Annotated in this window: 17 protein-coding genes and 1 pseudogene; 5 read left to right on the top strand and 13 right to left on the bottom strand. The window is 67.5% G+C overall.

The window, feature by feature from the left end:
• Nucleotides 1–197: 197 nt before the first annotated feature.
• Entirely contained in the window at nt 198–737 is a 540-nt protein-coding gene (locus ACTXG6_RS08805) for a carboxymuconolactone decarboxylase family protein (protein WP_445187259.1), read from the bottom strand.
• Nucleotides 738–1,462: 725 nt separating this feature from the next.
• Between ACTXG6_RS08805 and ACTXG6_RS08810 the strand changes: the two genes are divergently transcribed.
• A complete protein-coding gene (locus tag ACTXG6_RS08810; RefSeq protein ID WP_445187260.1) occupies nt 1,463–2,110 on the top strand; it encodes a TetR/AcrR family transcriptional regulator in 648 nt (215 codons plus the stop codon).
• A gap of 352 nt (nt 2,111–2,462) precedes the next feature.
• On the opposite strand, the gene ACTXG6_RS08815 is transcribed toward ACTXG6_RS08810, so the two are convergent.
• Both ACTXG6_RS08815 and ACTXG6_RS08820 read right to left on the bottom strand, forming a co-directional pair.
• Nucleotides 2,463–3,407 carry an NADP-dependent oxidoreductase gene (locus ACTXG6_RS08815; protein WP_445187261.1) on the bottom strand — a complete coding sequence of 315 codons (945 nt, stop codon included), beginning with the start codon at nt 3,405–3,407 and terminating at the stop codon, nt 2,463–2,465.
• A gap of 151 nt (nt 3,408–3,558) precedes the next feature.
• On the bottom strand, nt 3,559–4,476 hold the full coding sequence (locus ACTXG6_RS08820; protein WP_445187262.1) for an NADP-dependent oxidoreductase: 918 nt from the start codon (nt 4,474–4,476) through the stop codon (nt 3,559–3,561).
• 172 nt (nt 4,477–4,648) lie between these two features.
• Between ACTXG6_RS08820 and ACTXG6_RS08825 the strand changes: the two genes are divergently transcribed.
• On the top strand, nt 4,649–4,966 hold the full coding sequence (locus ACTXG6_RS08825; protein WP_445187263.1) for a hypothetical protein: 318 nt from the start codon (nt 4,649–4,651) through the stop codon (nt 4,964–4,966).
• A 448-nt stretch (nt 4,967–5,414) separates the two neighbouring features.
• Here ACTXG6_RS08825 and ACTXG6_RS08830 read toward each other — a convergent pair whose 3' ends face one another.
• The 6 genes from ACTXG6_RS08830 to ACTXG6_RS08855 form a co-directional block, all read right to left on the bottom strand.
• Complete coding sequence (locus ACTXG6_RS08830) at nt 5,415–6,290, bottom strand: hypothetical protein (RefSeq protein WP_445187264.1); 876 nt, start codon at nt 6,288–6,290, stop codon at nt 5,415–5,417.
• Nucleotides 6,291–6,532: 242 nt separating this feature from the next.
• Nucleotides 6,533–6,937 (bottom strand): type II toxin-antitoxin system VapC family toxin, encoded by a 405-nt coding sequence (locus ACTXG6_RS08835; RefSeq protein WP_445187265.1) that lies wholly within the window; start codon nt 6,935–6,937, stop codon nt 6,533–6,535.
• The gene (locus ACTXG6_RS08840; protein ID WP_445187266.1) at nt 6,934–7,131 is read right to left on the bottom strand and encodes a hypothetical protein; all 198 of its coding nucleotides are present in this window, start codon (nt 7,129–7,131) and stop codon (nt 6,934–6,936) included. The genes ACTXG6_RS08835 and ACTXG6_RS08840 overlap by 4 nt, the downstream gene beginning before the upstream one ends.
• Nucleotides 7,132–7,460: 329 nt before the next feature.
• A complete protein-coding gene (locus tag ACTXG6_RS08845; protein ID WP_445187267.1) occupies nt 7,461–8,501 on the bottom strand; it encodes an ABC transporter ATP-binding protein in 1,041 nt (346 codons plus the stop codon).
• A 2-nt stretch (nt 8,502–8,503) separates the two neighbouring features.
• Nucleotides 8,504–9,355 carry an ABC transporter permease gene (locus ACTXG6_RS08850; RefSeq protein WP_445187268.1) on the bottom strand — a complete coding sequence of 284 codons (852 nt, stop codon included), beginning with the start codon at nt 9,353–9,355 and terminating at the stop codon, nt 8,504–8,506.
• The gene (locus ACTXG6_RS08855; RefSeq protein ID WP_445187269.1) at nt 9,356–10,366 is read right to left on the bottom strand and encodes an extracellular solute-binding protein; all 1,011 of its coding nucleotides are present in this window, start codon (nt 10,364–10,366) and stop codon (nt 9,356–9,358) included.
• A gap of 166 nt (nt 10,367–10,532) precedes the next feature.
• On the opposite strand from ACTXG6_RS08855, the gene ACTXG6_RS08860 reads away from it, so the two are divergent.
• On the top strand, nt 10,533–11,318 hold the full coding sequence (locus tag ACTXG6_RS08860) for a TSUP family transporter (RefSeq protein WP_445187270.1): 786 nt from the start codon (nt 10,533–10,535) through the stop codon (nt 11,316–11,318).
• Between the two features lie 42 nt (nt 11,319–11,360).
• Here ACTXG6_RS08860 and ACTXG6_RS08865 read toward each other — a convergent pair.
• Together ACTXG6_RS08865 and ACTXG6_RS08870 are read right to left on the bottom strand one after the other, a co-directional pair.
• A pseudogene (locus ACTXG6_RS08865) lies at nt 11,361–11,669 on the bottom strand (TOBE domain-containing protein).
• 581 nt (nt 11,670–12,250) lie between these two features.
• The gene (locus ACTXG6_RS08870) at nt 12,251–12,553 is read right to left on the bottom strand and encodes an ATP-dependent DNA ligase (protein ID WP_445187271.1); all 303 of its coding nucleotides are present in this window, start codon (nt 12,551–12,553) and stop codon (nt 12,251–12,253) included.
• Between the two features lie 160 nt (nt 12,554–12,713).
• Here ACTXG6_RS08870 and ACTXG6_RS08875 point away from each other — a divergent pair, with 160 nt between their 5' ends.
• A complete protein-coding gene (locus ACTXG6_RS08875; protein WP_445187272.1) occupies nt 12,714–12,989 on the top strand; it encodes a site-specific integrase in 276 nt (91 codons plus the stop codon).
• Between the two features lie 10 nt (nt 12,990–12,999).
• On the opposite strand, the gene ACTXG6_RS08880 is transcribed toward ACTXG6_RS08875, so the two are convergent.
• On the bottom strand, nt 13,000–13,191 hold the full coding sequence (locus ACTXG6_RS08880; protein WP_445187273.1) for a DUF5999 family protein: 192 nt from the start codon (nt 13,189–13,191) through the stop codon (nt 13,000–13,002).
• Between the two features lie 332 nt (nt 13,192–13,523).
• Here ACTXG6_RS08880 and ACTXG6_RS08885 point away from each other — a divergent pair, with 332 nt between their 5' ends.
• Complete coding sequence (locus ACTXG6_RS08885; protein ID WP_445187274.1) at nt 13,524–13,799, top strand: LLM class flavin-dependent oxidoreductase; 276 nt, start codon at nt 13,524–13,526, stop codon at nt 13,797–13,799.
• Here ACTXG6_RS08885 and ACTXG6_RS08890 read toward each other — a convergent pair.
• Complete coding sequence (locus tag ACTXG6_RS08890) at nt 13,754–14,554, bottom strand: SDR family NAD(P)-dependent oxidoreductase (protein ID WP_445187275.1); 801 nt, start codon at nt 14,552–14,554, stop codon at nt 13,754–13,756. The genes ACTXG6_RS08885 and ACTXG6_RS08890 overlap by 46 nt on opposite strands.
• Nucleotides 14,555–14,583: the final 29 nt, after the last annotated feature.

Consider the following 14,583-nt stretch of genomic DNA (forward strand, 5'->3'; position numbering starts at 1 on the left):
TCTTTTGGAAACCGATCCAACCCCAATGGCCTCGGCCTTGGACCTCGCCCGGCCCGAGCTCGGGGTGAGGACGACAGCGATCGGCGTCTCGACAACTCCGTCCGGCGCGTAGAACTCGCCGATAGCGCCGCCGTCCCGCACTTTCACTGCGTCGTGCCAGGCGTCGAAGATGTGGTCACTCTCGGGGTACGTGCCGATTACGCGGCAGTGCCTTCCACGAACGGGAGGTCGATGTCCGTTTCGATGACGTTGTTGAGGTAGTTGGTCAGCAGGAACGAGACGCTCAGAGCGACGATGGCAAGGATCTGTGGGTCGCTGTACCCGGCGTCGCGGACGGCGGCGAGTTCGGCGTCGCTGACCCTGCCGCGGCTGTTGACCAGCTCTTGGGCGAAGCCCGCGGCCGCGGCTCGTTTGGGGTCGGTTGAGCTGCCGCTACGCCCCAGAGCGATGTCGTCGTCGGTCATCCTGGTCATCTTGCTGGAGGCGAAGGTGTGCGCGGCCAAGCAATAGTTGCAGCCGTTGGTCTGCGACACCGCGAGCGCGATGCTGTTGCGGGTCTTGGCATCCAGAACGGTGAGGGTGCGCTGCAGCGATGTGACAGCTTCCAGGACGACGGGGTTGGCGGCGATCGCTTTGAACGTGTTGGGGACAAAGCCCATCTGAGCATTGATTGCCTCCAGGACGGGCTGAGCGGCCGCGGGCGCGGCTTCGGGGGCAGTGATCGTGAAACGAGACATAGTCGGTCTTCTTCCGTAAAGGTGGACGTCGGGTTGGGATGAGTTGGCGGGGGAGAAGCACCCGCTCGGTCAGGGTTCAACCCCTGTGGATGAGTTAGGCCGCGACGTTCAGGGCGATGACGTTGGCTCCGATGCACAGCCACTGGCCGTCGCGGTGCTGGTATTCGTCGGTGTAGCGGCCCTCGCGCGCTCTCCCGCTGCTCACAAAGAGGACTATACAGACCAGTTTATGATGTGCAAGGCGGGCCCGGGGTCGAGTGAGTACCCTGAGTCGGCGAGAGGGGCGACATCGCCGGCGAACCGACGTATTCGCAGGTATAGGACGTTACTCGACTGGTTCTCCCGCAGTTCACCTCGCTGGGCCGGCCGTGGAGACGGTCGGGTCGACGGCAGGGAACAAAGAGGATTGATCTCGCGTTCATGGACAACATGGTCCAGTTTCGACAGTCGTGGCACGACGGGAACGCAGGGGCGGTGACCGCCGTCTGCGAGCTTGGCGCCGGGCGGCTGGGAGCCTTCGATACCGGTAGGACGGCCTGGGGCGACAGTTCGACACCGCGCGTGGGGTGCACGTTCGCGATGAATTTATCGTCCACAAGCCAACCTCTATGCTTGCTGTGGTTCCACAGCTGATCCGATCCGATCTCCGACCCGAGATCGAGATCGAGATCGAGGCAGCGGTGGTGCCAGGCAGTGCGACGACAGGTCAGGACGCGTGAATTCGGATGTCTGGATCAAACGGTGGCGCCGACGCCGCGGAGATACGTCGAACGGTACGCGGCCTGCAAACCCGCTCGCGGATCATCGACTCCGCGCAGCAGCTCTTCTACATCAGGGGCGTGCACGCCACCACGCTCGATGACATCCGAGCCGCCAGCAAAACCAGCAAGTCGCAGCTGTACAACCACTTCCCGGACAAGCTGGCGCTGATCCACGCCGTGATCGACGTGACATCGCAGTTCGTACTCGATCGAGAAGAGCAGCGACTGCGTGGCGTGCGGACCCTCGCCGGACTTCGACGTTGGCGTGACGCACTGGTCCAGGCCAACGCTCTGCAGGATGGCTCCTACGGCTGCGCCCTCGGCGGCATGTCGATCGAGTTATCCGACATCGACGAGCGGTCCCGCAAAGCGCTGTCAGAGACGTTCCAAGCCTGGGAACGGCTGCTCATCGATACCCTCACCCGGCTGCAGGTACTGGGCGTGCTCAGTGAAGAGGCCAGGCCCGCGGACCTCGGCACGGCGCTACTCGCGGCCCTGCAGGGCGGATACGTGCTCGCGCAGAGTGCGCACAACTCCAAACCCATGGGCATCGCGTTGGACATGGCACTCGATCACCTCGACTCCTTCGCCACGCGACGCGATACCCGCTGACGATCGACGGCGGCCGCCTAGTGCGCGCCGGTGGCCAAATCGCCCTGGGGGATGAGCTCACGGCGAATCGGATCGGCGACGGGACGATGCAGCTGACTGGACCGGAAGTCTGGGAGCACGGAGTGGATGCGGACACGTCGACGCCGGCCGGGTAGACAACCACGCGGAAGCTCCTGGCTGGACAGGCGATCTTGGTGATGAACCCATCCACCAGGAGCTTCTTCACGTCCGGATCACCCGTTCAGCTTGGTATCCCGAATGTGCGGCGGACCAATCGGCCCCTCACCGCCCTGGCCACGCGGCTGGCGCTGATCCACGAGGAGGACCGGCCCTGGTTGCTGTCTCTGAGTCCTTACGGACGAACGCGGATGATCGTCTTCCCCGTGATCCGCTCGGTCGGGTTGAAGGCGGCGACCGCATCGTCGAGGGTCGCGACTGTGCCGATGTTCGTCCGCACTCGTCCGTCCCGCACCCGCCGGGCGATCTCACTCAGTTGGTCGCGGTCGGACACGACGACGAAGTCGATCGCCAGTCCGTCGGCGGGCCGCGCCTCGGGCGGCCCGGTGACGGTCACCAGCGTTCCTCCGGCTCGGACCAGAGCCGCGGACCGCTTCTGGATCTCGCCTCCGAGGACATCGAACACCAGATTGACTCCACCCACGTCTTCCAGGGCGTCATTCTCGAGGTCGACGAACTCGTGCGCGCCGAACTCGAGTGCTTTTTGACGGCTGGCAGTGCGCCCGGTGCCGATCACGTGGGCGCCGGCCTCACGCGCCAGCAGGGTTGCCATCGAGCCGACTGCGCCGGCCGCGCCGTGCACGAGGACACTCTGTCCCCCCTGAAGGCGGCCGTGGTCGAACAGACCTTGCCAGGCGGTCAGGCCAGTCATCGCGACGCCCGCGCCCACCGTGAAGTCCACGTCGCCCGGCAGCGGCGCGAGGTTCCGCGCCTCGACGACTGCGAACTCCGCCAGCGTGCCGTCTCGAGTCCAGTCCGTGAGGCCGAATACCCGCTGGCCCACGGATAGTCCCGCCGTGCCGTAGCTAAGAGCGGTGACCACTCCGGTGAACTCGTGGCCGGGGATCGACGGCGTGCGATCACGGCCGCGCCGGTCGATCCAGGTCGAAGGCCACTCCAGCTCATCCCCGGTGAATCCCGACGCATGAACTTCAACCACGACATCGCCATAGTTCGCGCCCTCAAGGCTGGCGAGCCTCTCCGTATCCGGATCGGGCCGCTCTACCAGCGTCATTCCAGCCGTCCCGGCGGCCCGGTCCGTCACTACGATCGCTTTCATCTGAACACCTCTCTGGATTAGTCTTCGCCTACACGGCGCTTGGGTCTGCGTCACGTTCCGCACTGACTCGACTGGCTGGCTATGTCTTGTTGCTCGGGGAGCGCCGGGCTCGTTATGCCGATTGCCGCCCGGCGATCGCGTCCGGAGTCCCTTACGGACGAACGCGGATGATCGTCTTTCCCTTGATCCGCTCGGTCGGGTTGAAGGCTGCGACCGCGTCGTCGAGGGGCGCGACGTGTCCGATGGCTGTCCGTAGCCGTCCGTCGCGCACCCGCCGGACGATCTCGCCCAGCTGAGCACGGTCAGACTCGACTACGAAGTCGATCGCCAAGCCATCGGCGGGCCGCGCCTCAGGCGGCCCGGCGATGGTCACCAGCATTCCTCCGGGTCGGACCAGACCCGCGGACCGCTTCTGGATCTCGCCGCCGAGGACATCGAAAATCAAATCGACTCCGCCCACGTCTTCCAGAGCGTCATTCTCGAGATCGACGAACTCCTGCGCGCCGAACTCGAGCGCGGCCTGCCGGTCGACAGCCCGTCCGGTTCCGACGATGTAGGCGCCGGCTTCGCGCGCGAGTTGCGTCACCATCGACCCGACTCCGCCGGCCGCGCCGTGCACGAGGACGCTCTGACCCGCCCGAACGCGGCCGTGCTCGAACAGTCCCTGCCACGCGGTCAGGCCCGAGATCGGCAGGCTCGCGCCCACCGTGAAGTCGACGTCGCCCGGCAGCGGCGCGAGGTTCCGCGCCTCGACGACTGCGAACTCCGCCAGCGTGCCGTCTCGAGTCCAGTCCGTGAGGCCGAACACCCGCTGTCCTACCGACAGCCCCGCCGTGCCATAGCCAAGCGCGCTCACCACTCCGGCCAGCTCGTGCCCAGGGATCGACGGCGTACGGTCTCGGCCGAGGCGATCGGTCCACGTCCCGGGCCACGTCAGTTCATCCCGGGTGAATCCCGACGCATGAACCTCAACGAGGACATCGTTCCCCGCCGCCTCCGGCTCGGGCCGCTCCGCCAGCGTCATCCCGGCCGTTCCCGCCGCCTCGTCCGTCACCACAATCGCCCTCATCAGGCACCTCCCTGTATCCAGTCCTCGCCACTAGGCCGCAACCGACTTGATGGACTATATAGTCCACGTACTATCGCTGCAGAGACACCCTGCCAGACGAGAACGTACCGTCATGGCCGTCATGAGCAGTGCGTCTCTAGGTCACTGATGGGCGACAGAGGTTTTCCGATCGATGTCACGCAGGTCTTTGATGGACATAATAGTCCAGTTGACTGACGCTCGTTCGTACGAACAACGCCCCGAGCAGGCCCGTGAGGCACGCGCCGCGATCAAGAAGATCTGCGACGACGAGCGCACCGACATCAAAACCATCCTCGGCATCCTGCGCGATGACACCTCAACAGCGGAGCGACTCGCGCAGCCGCGTGCGCCCCGGGGCGGGCTCGGCCGGCTCACAGAGCTGCTCGATACGGCCGAGGCGGGCGGCGTGCGGGTGGAGCCGCTTCGGAGGTCATTTTGGCGGTCACGATTGCCACGGCGCCGACGCTAGCGCCGAAGCAGTCCCCTTGAGTGCGCCACTTCTGGCTTGATCTAGTGGTCCACTTCGGGCCGCATCAGGCGGTCAGCGCGAGGCATGCTGCTCGCCCGGGCCGCCCGCGATCCCGAACCACCGCGAGCAGCACTCGACGGCGCCTCAGCCACGTTCAGCCCTTCGCAGCGACCGACCGCCGCGTCGGCTAGGCCCCATCTCCGCGAGGCTCGGCCGGATCGTTGCCTGACGTGTGATTGAGAACGAATACCGCAGGGCCCGAATACCTGACGCGCTTGAGCTGCGTCGACACGCGATCGGTGGCAAGGCCGTCACGGCGATTCTGGCTGCCCTGGAGATCGTCGTGCCGCCTGGGCCGGCCACTTGCGCCGATGCTCCAGGTGGGGCGTGGAATCCTCCGTGGAATCCGATCCGTCGTTCCCGCAGGGCCGTCGGTGCGATGAGTGTCCTAGGTGGTGCCGTCAGTGCTGGTGGCGCGCCGGGAGCAGGCGCACGTGCCCCTCGTAATGCGTAGGTCCGGGGTTCGACTCCCCGAGGCGGCTCCACAGAAGGGCCAGGTCAGAGATCTGACTTGGTACCTGTGGTCTAGTCTGCTGATCACCTTCTGGCATGAGGTGCAGATCTCCACGGTCAGCCGCGGCGTGATCGTGGACCGACCGTGTCCGGTCTCGGAGTTGGAGATGACGAACCCGGCATGAACCAGGGGGTTGTCCGCGCCGCGGTTGCCGCTGAACGGCGAGGTGTAGTTGGTTAGCAGCTCCGGGGCGTAGGCACCGATCGCGTCGCACTTGACCACCACGTACATGCGGGTCTCGCTCAGATCGCACTGGGTGATCTGCACGTCCACCCCGGCGTCACGGATGCCGTGCAGCACGGTCACCAGCACATCGAGGTTGTCGGTGATCCGATACTGCGAGCTCAAGAAAGCCCGCCCAATACCGTGGTGGGGGCCGCCGTTGACCAGCCCACGCACCAGGAATCGGTAGTCCGGATCTGCTCCCATCAGTGTGTTCACGGTCTGGTCGAACAGCGGGATGTGCTGTTCCCGTAGCCGTCGCAGGAACTTGATGGGGATGTCGAGTTTCGCGGCGAGGTTCGCGTCCGCGGTCGCGGTGGGCCGCAGCGACACCTGCCCGGGGCCGACCCCATCAGCGGTGATGACCGGCTCACCCGCGCCGGTGACGAGCACGTTCCCGTCCGCGACCACCAGATCTCGCGCTGGAACGACCACGTCAAGTTTCGAGGCGTGCTGGACCTCCAAGAGGGCGGACGGATCGGCGAGGGTGGCGTTGCGGGTGGTCAGGGGTGTGTCGGTGACGGTCATGAGGACCTCCGGGAGAGTCGAGGCTCGCCTGGGCTGATCGCCTCAGGCGGCCCCACCGCCGCTGGTGGTGGGGCGGGACTCATCCGCCCGGCGGGTGTGGCGCGGGCGGGGTCCGGCGCTCACCCGCATCGGTGCGGGTAGGCGGACATCGCCAACGAGGGCACGACCAGTCGGGCAGAGTCCCCGCGACCCACACCCAGGGCGGTGGGAGACACCCGCCGAACCAGCCGACGACTCGAGGGTCACCCGGTAGGCAGCAGTTCGAGCCCCTCGTGCTCGGCGAAGTCCGCGAAATCCTTCTGATTGAACGTGGCCAGCGGTAGCCCCCGCACCAGACAACAGGCCGCAATCCAGGAGTCGTTGAACGAGCGGGGCCGCCCGCGCAGATGCGCGAACGCCTGCAGCTCTCCCCACCGCGCGGCGACCCGATAGTCGTAGGGGAGTACCACCAGCGCGTCGAGAAATGCCTGCATCTCCGCGACCCGGCACGGTCCCCACCGGCGCACCAGGGTCCACTTGACCAACTCGCCGACCGTCACGAACGTGATCGCGGGCTCGTGTCCGACCAGGCCGCGGACCACCGATGCTGGGGCTCGATGGCGCCAGAGCGCGGACGCGACATCGGTATCAAGGACGATGACGCTCACGACAGATTGGCGCGTCGCGACGCGTACAGGTCATCAAGGAAGGCCTGGTACTCCTCGTCGGACTCGAACGGGTCGGTACTGGCGGCCAGGTCATCGGCCGTGCGCAACGGCTGCACGCCGCTGCGGCGCACGAGTTCCTCGGTCGGTACGTAGTCGTCGCCGGCCTTGCCGGCGGGCCGCTGTGGTGCACCCATCGCGATCACCTCCTCCCTGTCGTTACCTATCTCAGCATCCCACCGGTGGGTGACAACCGCGCTCGCGCCACACCAGAGCGCGGTTCAGCGAGCGACCCGGGTGCCAACCCGGTTAGCTGTGGTTGGGCTCCCACCGGAGGTGTCCCGGCCCTGTGCGGCCGGGACACCTCGCCCGGGGGACGGCGACGCGGGCTTACCGGTCCCAGCCACCGTCGCGGAGGCGCTGCTCCTGTAGCCGGCGGGCCTGCTCCTGCTGCTCCTGCTGCCGCGCGTTGCTGGCGTGACTGCAGCTGCACCCGCCGTCGGCGGTGCGCATCGCGATACAACGACTAGTTAACTGAACTCTTTGTCTGAACTCGGATCGCGTGTTGGGGCAGCGTGACCTCGACGTCGGTGCCACATGGCGGTGGTAGGTGATGCAGGTCGCGGTGCAGCATCAGTGCGGTGATTGGCGGGTTGGTGCGCAGCAGAAGCCGGGCGAGGGGTCGGCTGGGAACGATCTCGAGTATCTGGGCTCGGACATGAAGGCCCGCTGGTGTCGACGGGTCGTGTGCGTTGATGAGGATCTCCTCCGGCCGATAGAAAACGGTGCCATGCGGGCTGTCTTGGTCCAGGGGGCTGATGGATAGGTCGCCGACGTGCAGGCCTTGGGTGTCGCGGCGAGATGGACCGAGCTCGATCCAGCCGAGCAACCGCGCGGTGACCGCGTCGGCCGGGTGCTGAGTGAGGTGGGCGGCTGGGCCGGTCTGTCGCAGGGTGCCGGCGGCGAGGATGGCCAGGTCGTCGCCGAGGCGTAGGGCTTCGTCGCGGTCGTGGGTGACGTGGATGGTGGGCACCCGCAGCTCGCGGAGGGTGTCTCGTAGGACGTCGCGGAGTTCCTCGCGAACGGGTTGGTCGAGGGCGGAGAGGGGTTCGTCGAGCAGCATCGCGGCGGGTTGAGCGGCGAGCGCGCGGGCCAGGGCGACTCGTTGGCGTTCCCCGCCGCTGAGCGAGCGGGGTGCCCGGTCGGCGAGGTGGGCGATTCCGAACTTGTCGAGCAGGTCCTGGACCAGCGGGGCGGGGTGGCGTCGGCGTAGTCGTGGTGCGAAGCCGACGTTGTCGCGCACCGACAGGTGCGGGAACAGCGCCGCGTCTTGGAACACCACCGCGATTCGTCGTTGCTCAGCGGGCAGGTTGGTGATGTCGCGGCCGTTGAGATGCACAGTGCCCTGCTGTGGGGTGCGGAAGCCAGCGATGGTGTCCAGCAGCATGGACTTGCCGGCGCCGGAGGGGCCGAGCACGACCAGGACCCGACCGGCGGGCACGGCCAACTCCAGCGGGCCCAGTTGGAACCCTCCCGCCTGGGTGCGGATCCCGGAGATCGTGAGCACCCTCAGATCCGATCGCGTCCGGGGCCGGCCACGAGCCATCCCGCGGCCAGGGTGCGCAGCACCAGGAACGTGGCCAGCGAGACGACCAGGAGCAGTACCGCCGCCGAGGCGGAGTCGGCGAGCCCGGCGGAGAGGAACTGGTTGTAGATGGCCACCGGGGCGGTGGCCGGGTAGTAGGCGAGGATGACCACGGCGCCGAACTCGCTGATGGAGCGGGCGTAGACCAGCACCGTGCCGGTGAGCACACCGCGCCAGGCCAGCGGCAGGCTGACCCGCAGGAACGTCTGCGCGGGGGTGGCGCCGAGGCTGCGGGCGGCGCGTTCGATGTTCGGATCCAGGGCCTCGAACGCGACGCGGGCGCTGTTGACCGCGAACGGTGCGCTGACGAACAGCATCGCCACCACGATCCCGGCCTGAGTGCCGTAGAAGGAAAGGCCCACGGCGCCGGCGGGGGCTCCGATCCAGCCGGTGCGCCCGAACACGAACAACAGGGCGATCCCGGCGACGGTGTGTGGCACGGCCAGTGGCAGGTCGACCACCGCCTGGACCAGGGCCCGGCCCCGGAACCGGTGTCGGGCCAGGAGATAGGCCAGCGGGACCGCGAGCAGGGTGGCGAGCACGGCGGTGATGGCGGCGTCTTGAAGGCTGAGCTGCAGGGCGTCACGGATGTCGGCCTCGGCCAGGGCGGTGCCGAGGCTGGCGGGAGAGCTGATGGTGATCAGGCGGATCACCGGCAGCACGATGAAGGCCAGGAGTAGTCCGCTGGCCAGCCACGTCAGCGCCGGGAACAGCCCAACCGGGATTAGTCCGCCCGGCCATCGTCGGCGCGCCGTGGTGTCGGCCGTGGCGGCCACTCAGCCTCCCGGCAGCGTGGCCGGGGTGGTGAGCGGGCGCAGCGGGGCGGGTAGTGGCTGGCCGCCCGCTACCGCGGGGCTGAGCACGGTGAACCCGTTGTCGTTCATGATCTTCTGTCCGGCGGGGCCGAGGACGAACTCGACGAATTGCCGCGCCGCTGCCGGGTTGGGCGCGTTGGTCGGGATGGTGAGGGCATAGACGATGGGCTTCCCCGTCTTCGCACCCGACGACGTCGGCACGCTTACGCTCCGGTAGGCGGCTGCCTGGGCGGGATCGGCCAAGTCGATCTGCGGGGGGAGATCGATGAATCGCAGGTGGTGCTGCAGCGCGTCGGAGCGGTAGATCCCCAGGTAGTCGATCTGCCCGGACTGCAGCGCCGGCAGCAGCTGGGTTTCGGTGCCGACCAATGTCCCGGGCGGGGAGTTGGCGAGCACGCCGGCCGCAAGGTTCGGCTGGTGGTAGTAGCCCTGCGCCAGGGCCAGCATCTGCAAGATCTGATAACCCGACGGATCGGTGTCCGGGCTCGACCGCCCGATGTGTAATCCCGGCTGGGCCAGCACCTGATACCAGTTGGTCGGGGTCAACCCGGCGGCACCTTTGCTGTGGTCGGTGTAGGCGAAGGTGATCCGGTTCGAGGCGAACCCGACATACCAATCGGCGAACCGGGTACCACCGCCGGCGCCGAACATCTTCGCAGGGATCAGCGAGTAGTCCGCCACCCCGAGCACGTCGACCGGGGCGGCCAGCTCGGTGACACCCCGGACCAGCTCGACGCTGCCGGCGAAGCGCGACTGCACCGTCACCCCAGGGTTCTGCGCCTTGAACGCGGCGATGACCTGCTTGAACGGGCCGGCCAGGGTGCCGGCCCCGTTGACGATCAATGTGCCCGACACCGGCGCCGAGGGCCCCGGGGTCGGCGCTGTGCCAGTCGAGGACGACCCGCAGGAGGCCACCAACAGCGCGGCACACAGCGCCGCCAATCCCGTTCCGAGCCTGACGCCGCGTCGCATCGGTGACTCCTTCTACACAGCCAGAACCAACCGGCCAAGGCTATCTAGCCTGACCGGTATTTGATCTGTTTCCCCGCTCGCGTCGGTTCCCGGATACGGTCCCTGCGAACCTGGTGGAGTTCGATCAGCCCGCCATGGGCGGGAACGTCGATGGTGAGGCGCTCGGTTGAGCTGGGGACAGGCGTTGCTGGGGTTCGCCGCGGGCTTGGTGATCGCCGTTCTGACCGCGCCGGTCGGCGTGTCCGGGGCGGTGTTCTTGCTGCCCGTGCAGCTCGACGTGTTGCGGGTGCCGAGTCCGGCGGTGACCCCGACGAATCTGTTGTTCAACATCGTGGCCACCCCGGGCGCGCTGCTTCGCTACTGGTCCCAAGGGCAGCTGAGCGGCCCGCTGATCGGACAGCTCGCCCGAGCAACGGTGCCCGGTGTGGTGATCGGTGCGCTTATCCGGGTCTATCTCGTGCCCGGCGTGCAGGTGTTCCGCCTCATCGCCGCTGGTGTGCTGTTACCGCTGGGGGTATGGCTGTGCTGGCGCACTGCCGCTGGGTCCGCGCGTCGGCCCGCACGGTCGCTGTCTCCGCATGCGATCAGCGTGCTGGCGCTGGTGGTCGGGGTCGTCGGGGGGATCTACGGCATCGGCGGCGGCTCGCTTCTCGGCCCGATTCTGGTTGGTGCCGGGATGCCGGTCGCTGTTGTCGCCCCGGCCGCGTTGGCCTCGACGTTCTTGACCTCACTGCTGGGGGTGGCAACCTACGCGCTGCTCGCGATGGCCACCACTGCTCCAATTGCCCCGAATTGGGTCTTGGGTTTGGCGTGTGGACTGGGCGGGCTGATCGGTGGGTACCTCGGCGCCCGCCTACAACCCAAGATGCCGGACAACGCCCTGCGGCTACTCCTCGGCGTCATGGCGATCGCACTTGCCATCACCTACGTGATCCAGTCCCTCAGCGCCTGACCCGGTTCACCACCTGGTGCGCCGCGGCGGGGGACCTTCGGCCTACTGGTTCGGCACTTCGACAATGACCTCGGTTGATTTGATCACCGCGACCGCGATCGCGCCCGGTTGCAGGCCCAACTCTCTGACCGCCTCGCTGCTCATCAGCGACACCACGCGGTGCGGACCGCACTGCACCTCGACCTGGGCCATCACCTCGTCGGTGGTCACCGCGGTGACCAGACCCACCATCCGATTGCGGGCCGAGCGCCCCACACCGGAGTGATCGGACCCGTTCTCGACCTAGCGCCGGACCGTATCGTCACTGACCCCGAGCAGGCCCGCGGCTTCGGAAATCTTGAACTGCGGCACCCGCGAGAGCATAGAACCGCACACCACGATGCCCGTGCGCCCAGCCGTGCCAGGGCGACCGGCCCGACAGCTCACCCAGCGGGCCCGCCTCAGGCCACAAGCGCCGGGTTGATCCAGACGGCGCTGGTTATGGCGAGAGGTCCGTCGGATGCAGCTCCGCACGGACTCGAAGGAAGCGCGTCGGGTGGCGCCACCGGTGGTGTTCGAACGCAGTGTCGACGTCGAGCTCAACGATCACATCCGGCGAGACCTTGGTGTAGTGCACCGGGTCTGCGCCCAACTGCCCGAATCGGCTCGCCGGGATAGCCGCCGGCCAAGGATGCTCATCCGTCGACTCGGTAAGCACGGCGGCAAGTTCGACCCGAGCCGACAACGGGAGCGGGCGCGTTCGTCCAGCAATGCGCAGCCGGCCCCGGCCATCGACCTTGCCGACGATGAGTGCGTGGGGCGCCGAGAGCGGGCCAAGGACACCTCCAACGACGGCTTCAGCGCTGAGCCGGGTCCGGAGCTTGCGCCACGTCCTCCCACCTGCCCGATAGGACTGGTCCATGCGCTTGGCCACGACTCCCTCGACTCCGGCATCAGAGTGCTCGCGCAACCAGGCCTGAGCGACCCCGGGATCGGTGGACATGGGCATGAGGACCAGGCCGACGACCGTTTCGCCAGAGCACCAGCTCGCCGTCTAGCACTACCTCGACGTCTAGCTGCCGCAATGCGGTGACGATCTCCGGGAAGTACCGGCCCAGCGGCCGCTGCTGGCGAGAATGGAGCGCGACGCGCTGAGCACCGCGATGGGCGAGAAGGCGGAAGCCGTCCATTTTCGGTTCGTAGGCCCAGCCGACGCGGGAGCTCGTGGGCAGTTCCTGGACGGTCACGGCGATCATGGGGCGCACCGGGTACTCCACTCCCGCTATGCCCAGCCGTGCGTTCACCGCACGACGGTAGGCAGGTCACACTCGGTCCGAGTAGGTGGACTACCGGTGACCGCGCCGATCCAGCGGCGCGCCTGACAAAGCTTGATCGTTTTCTCGACAGGCTGAACCAGTGACAACCAGGCGCCTCGGGCGGGTCGAGTACCACGAGATTGGACTTCGTTGGCGCGTGATCTTTCCCGACGTCGAAAATGAGGCCGCGACGTCCTACCTGCGTGACCTTGCGGCTTCGGACTGCAGTCCGTCCACCCTGCGCAGCTACGCCTACGCCCTGCTGCGGTGGTTTCGGTTCCTCGACGAGCACCTCACCCGTTGGGAACGCGCCGAACGTACCGATGTCCGCGCCCTGACTCAACGTCATTCTTTTCGGGGTGGGCGGGCTCGTTGAAGCGGGCGGGCTAGGCCGTCGCCCGACAGTGGTGCGGGGCCGGGACGACGTGGCCGTCCGGCAGGAACTCGCCGCCATCATCGAAGATGACCACACCGTTGCAGAGCCGACACCAGCCCTGGTCCCAATGCTCGGCCTCGATCCGCGCGGCTCGATGATCGGGTGTGTTCGCCGAGGGACACGGCGGCTGGTGCTGGCACATGGTCCACCTTCGTTTCCTGATCGGGCCGCCGGCGGCGGGTCACACCGCCGGGACACAGTTGGCGCCGCGGAGCGGGAACCAGGCCGGGCCGGGGGGTCGCCCGTCTTGCTCCCGCTCCGCGTCGTTCTGGGGGACGCCCGGGGGTGCGCCCGCCCCTTTGGGGAGCTGGACCTAGATGTTCCCGGACGGCGAATCCACCGCGCTAGAACCGAACACGCCGACTTGGGTATCGGCGGAGCGGAAAACGTAGTGAGCGAAGCGCCTTTGCACGGAGCGGACTGAACTGCTGGCTACGCTTCGTCGATGATCCACCTGGTCGATGGGGCGCAGCCGTGACGTCCCTGGACGACGTACCGCTGTCGGTGCTCGACCTCGTACCGGTGACCAGTGGTGCCAGCGCCGTGGAGGCCCTGCGGCGGACCGTCAACCTGGCCCAGCACGCCGAGCGGCTGGGCTTCCACTGGTACTGGATCGCCGAGCACCACAACCTGCGCACCTCGGCCGCCACCACGGAAAACGAAGGACGAAAGTGGTGCCCAGCGGATCCGGGCGGGTGGGGGTATCAGCCGACCAGGGTGCCGAAGCCGCCGTCGACTCGGATCACCTGACCGGACACGTACGAGGACAGTACCGAGGCCAGGAACAGCACGACCGAGGCGACCTCCTCTGGGCGGGCCCAGCGTCCCTGCCGGATTCCCAGGGTGGACACGATGTTCGCGCGGACCTGCTCGGCAGAGATGCCCTTCTCCGCGGCGACGGCGTCGTGCCGCTCCAGATGTCCCGAGGTGAGCGACATTCCGGGCGACACCGCGTTGACCAGCACGCCCTTCTGCACCGCCTCCGCGGCGAGGTAGCTGGTCAGGGCGACCACCGCGGAGTTGGTGATGCCGGTGACGGCGGCGCCGGGCACCAGCGAGTGGGCGGTCACGCCTGCCACGTTGATGATGCGCCCGCTGTCGCTGGTGGCCAGATAGGGCAGGGCGGCTCTGGCGACACGCGCGTAGCCGACCAGTTTTGTGCCGAGTGCGTTCTCCAGCACGGATTCCTCGGTGTCCACCAGCGGGGTCTGGGCGAGGCGCGGCCCGGCACAGTTGATCAGGATGTCGAGCTGACCCGACCAGTCCCGCACCTGCCGCAGCGCGTCAGCGACGGCATCGGCGTCGCTGACATCGGCGCTCACCGTCAGCACGGGGGCGTCTCCGTCGAGTTCTTTCTCCGCGGCCTTCAGCGCGCCGGCATCGCGGGCCAGCAGCGCGACGGAGGCACCCTGGCTGTGCAGGGTCTTCGCGATCGACAGACCGAGGCCGGAGCTGCCGCCCGTCACCAGGGCGGTCTTTCCGTCAAGCCGCACGTCGATTGTCATTGCTTTCCTCTCTTCGGGAGTATGAGTTG

The organism is Pseudonocardia sp. Cha107L01, from assembly GCF_052566575.1.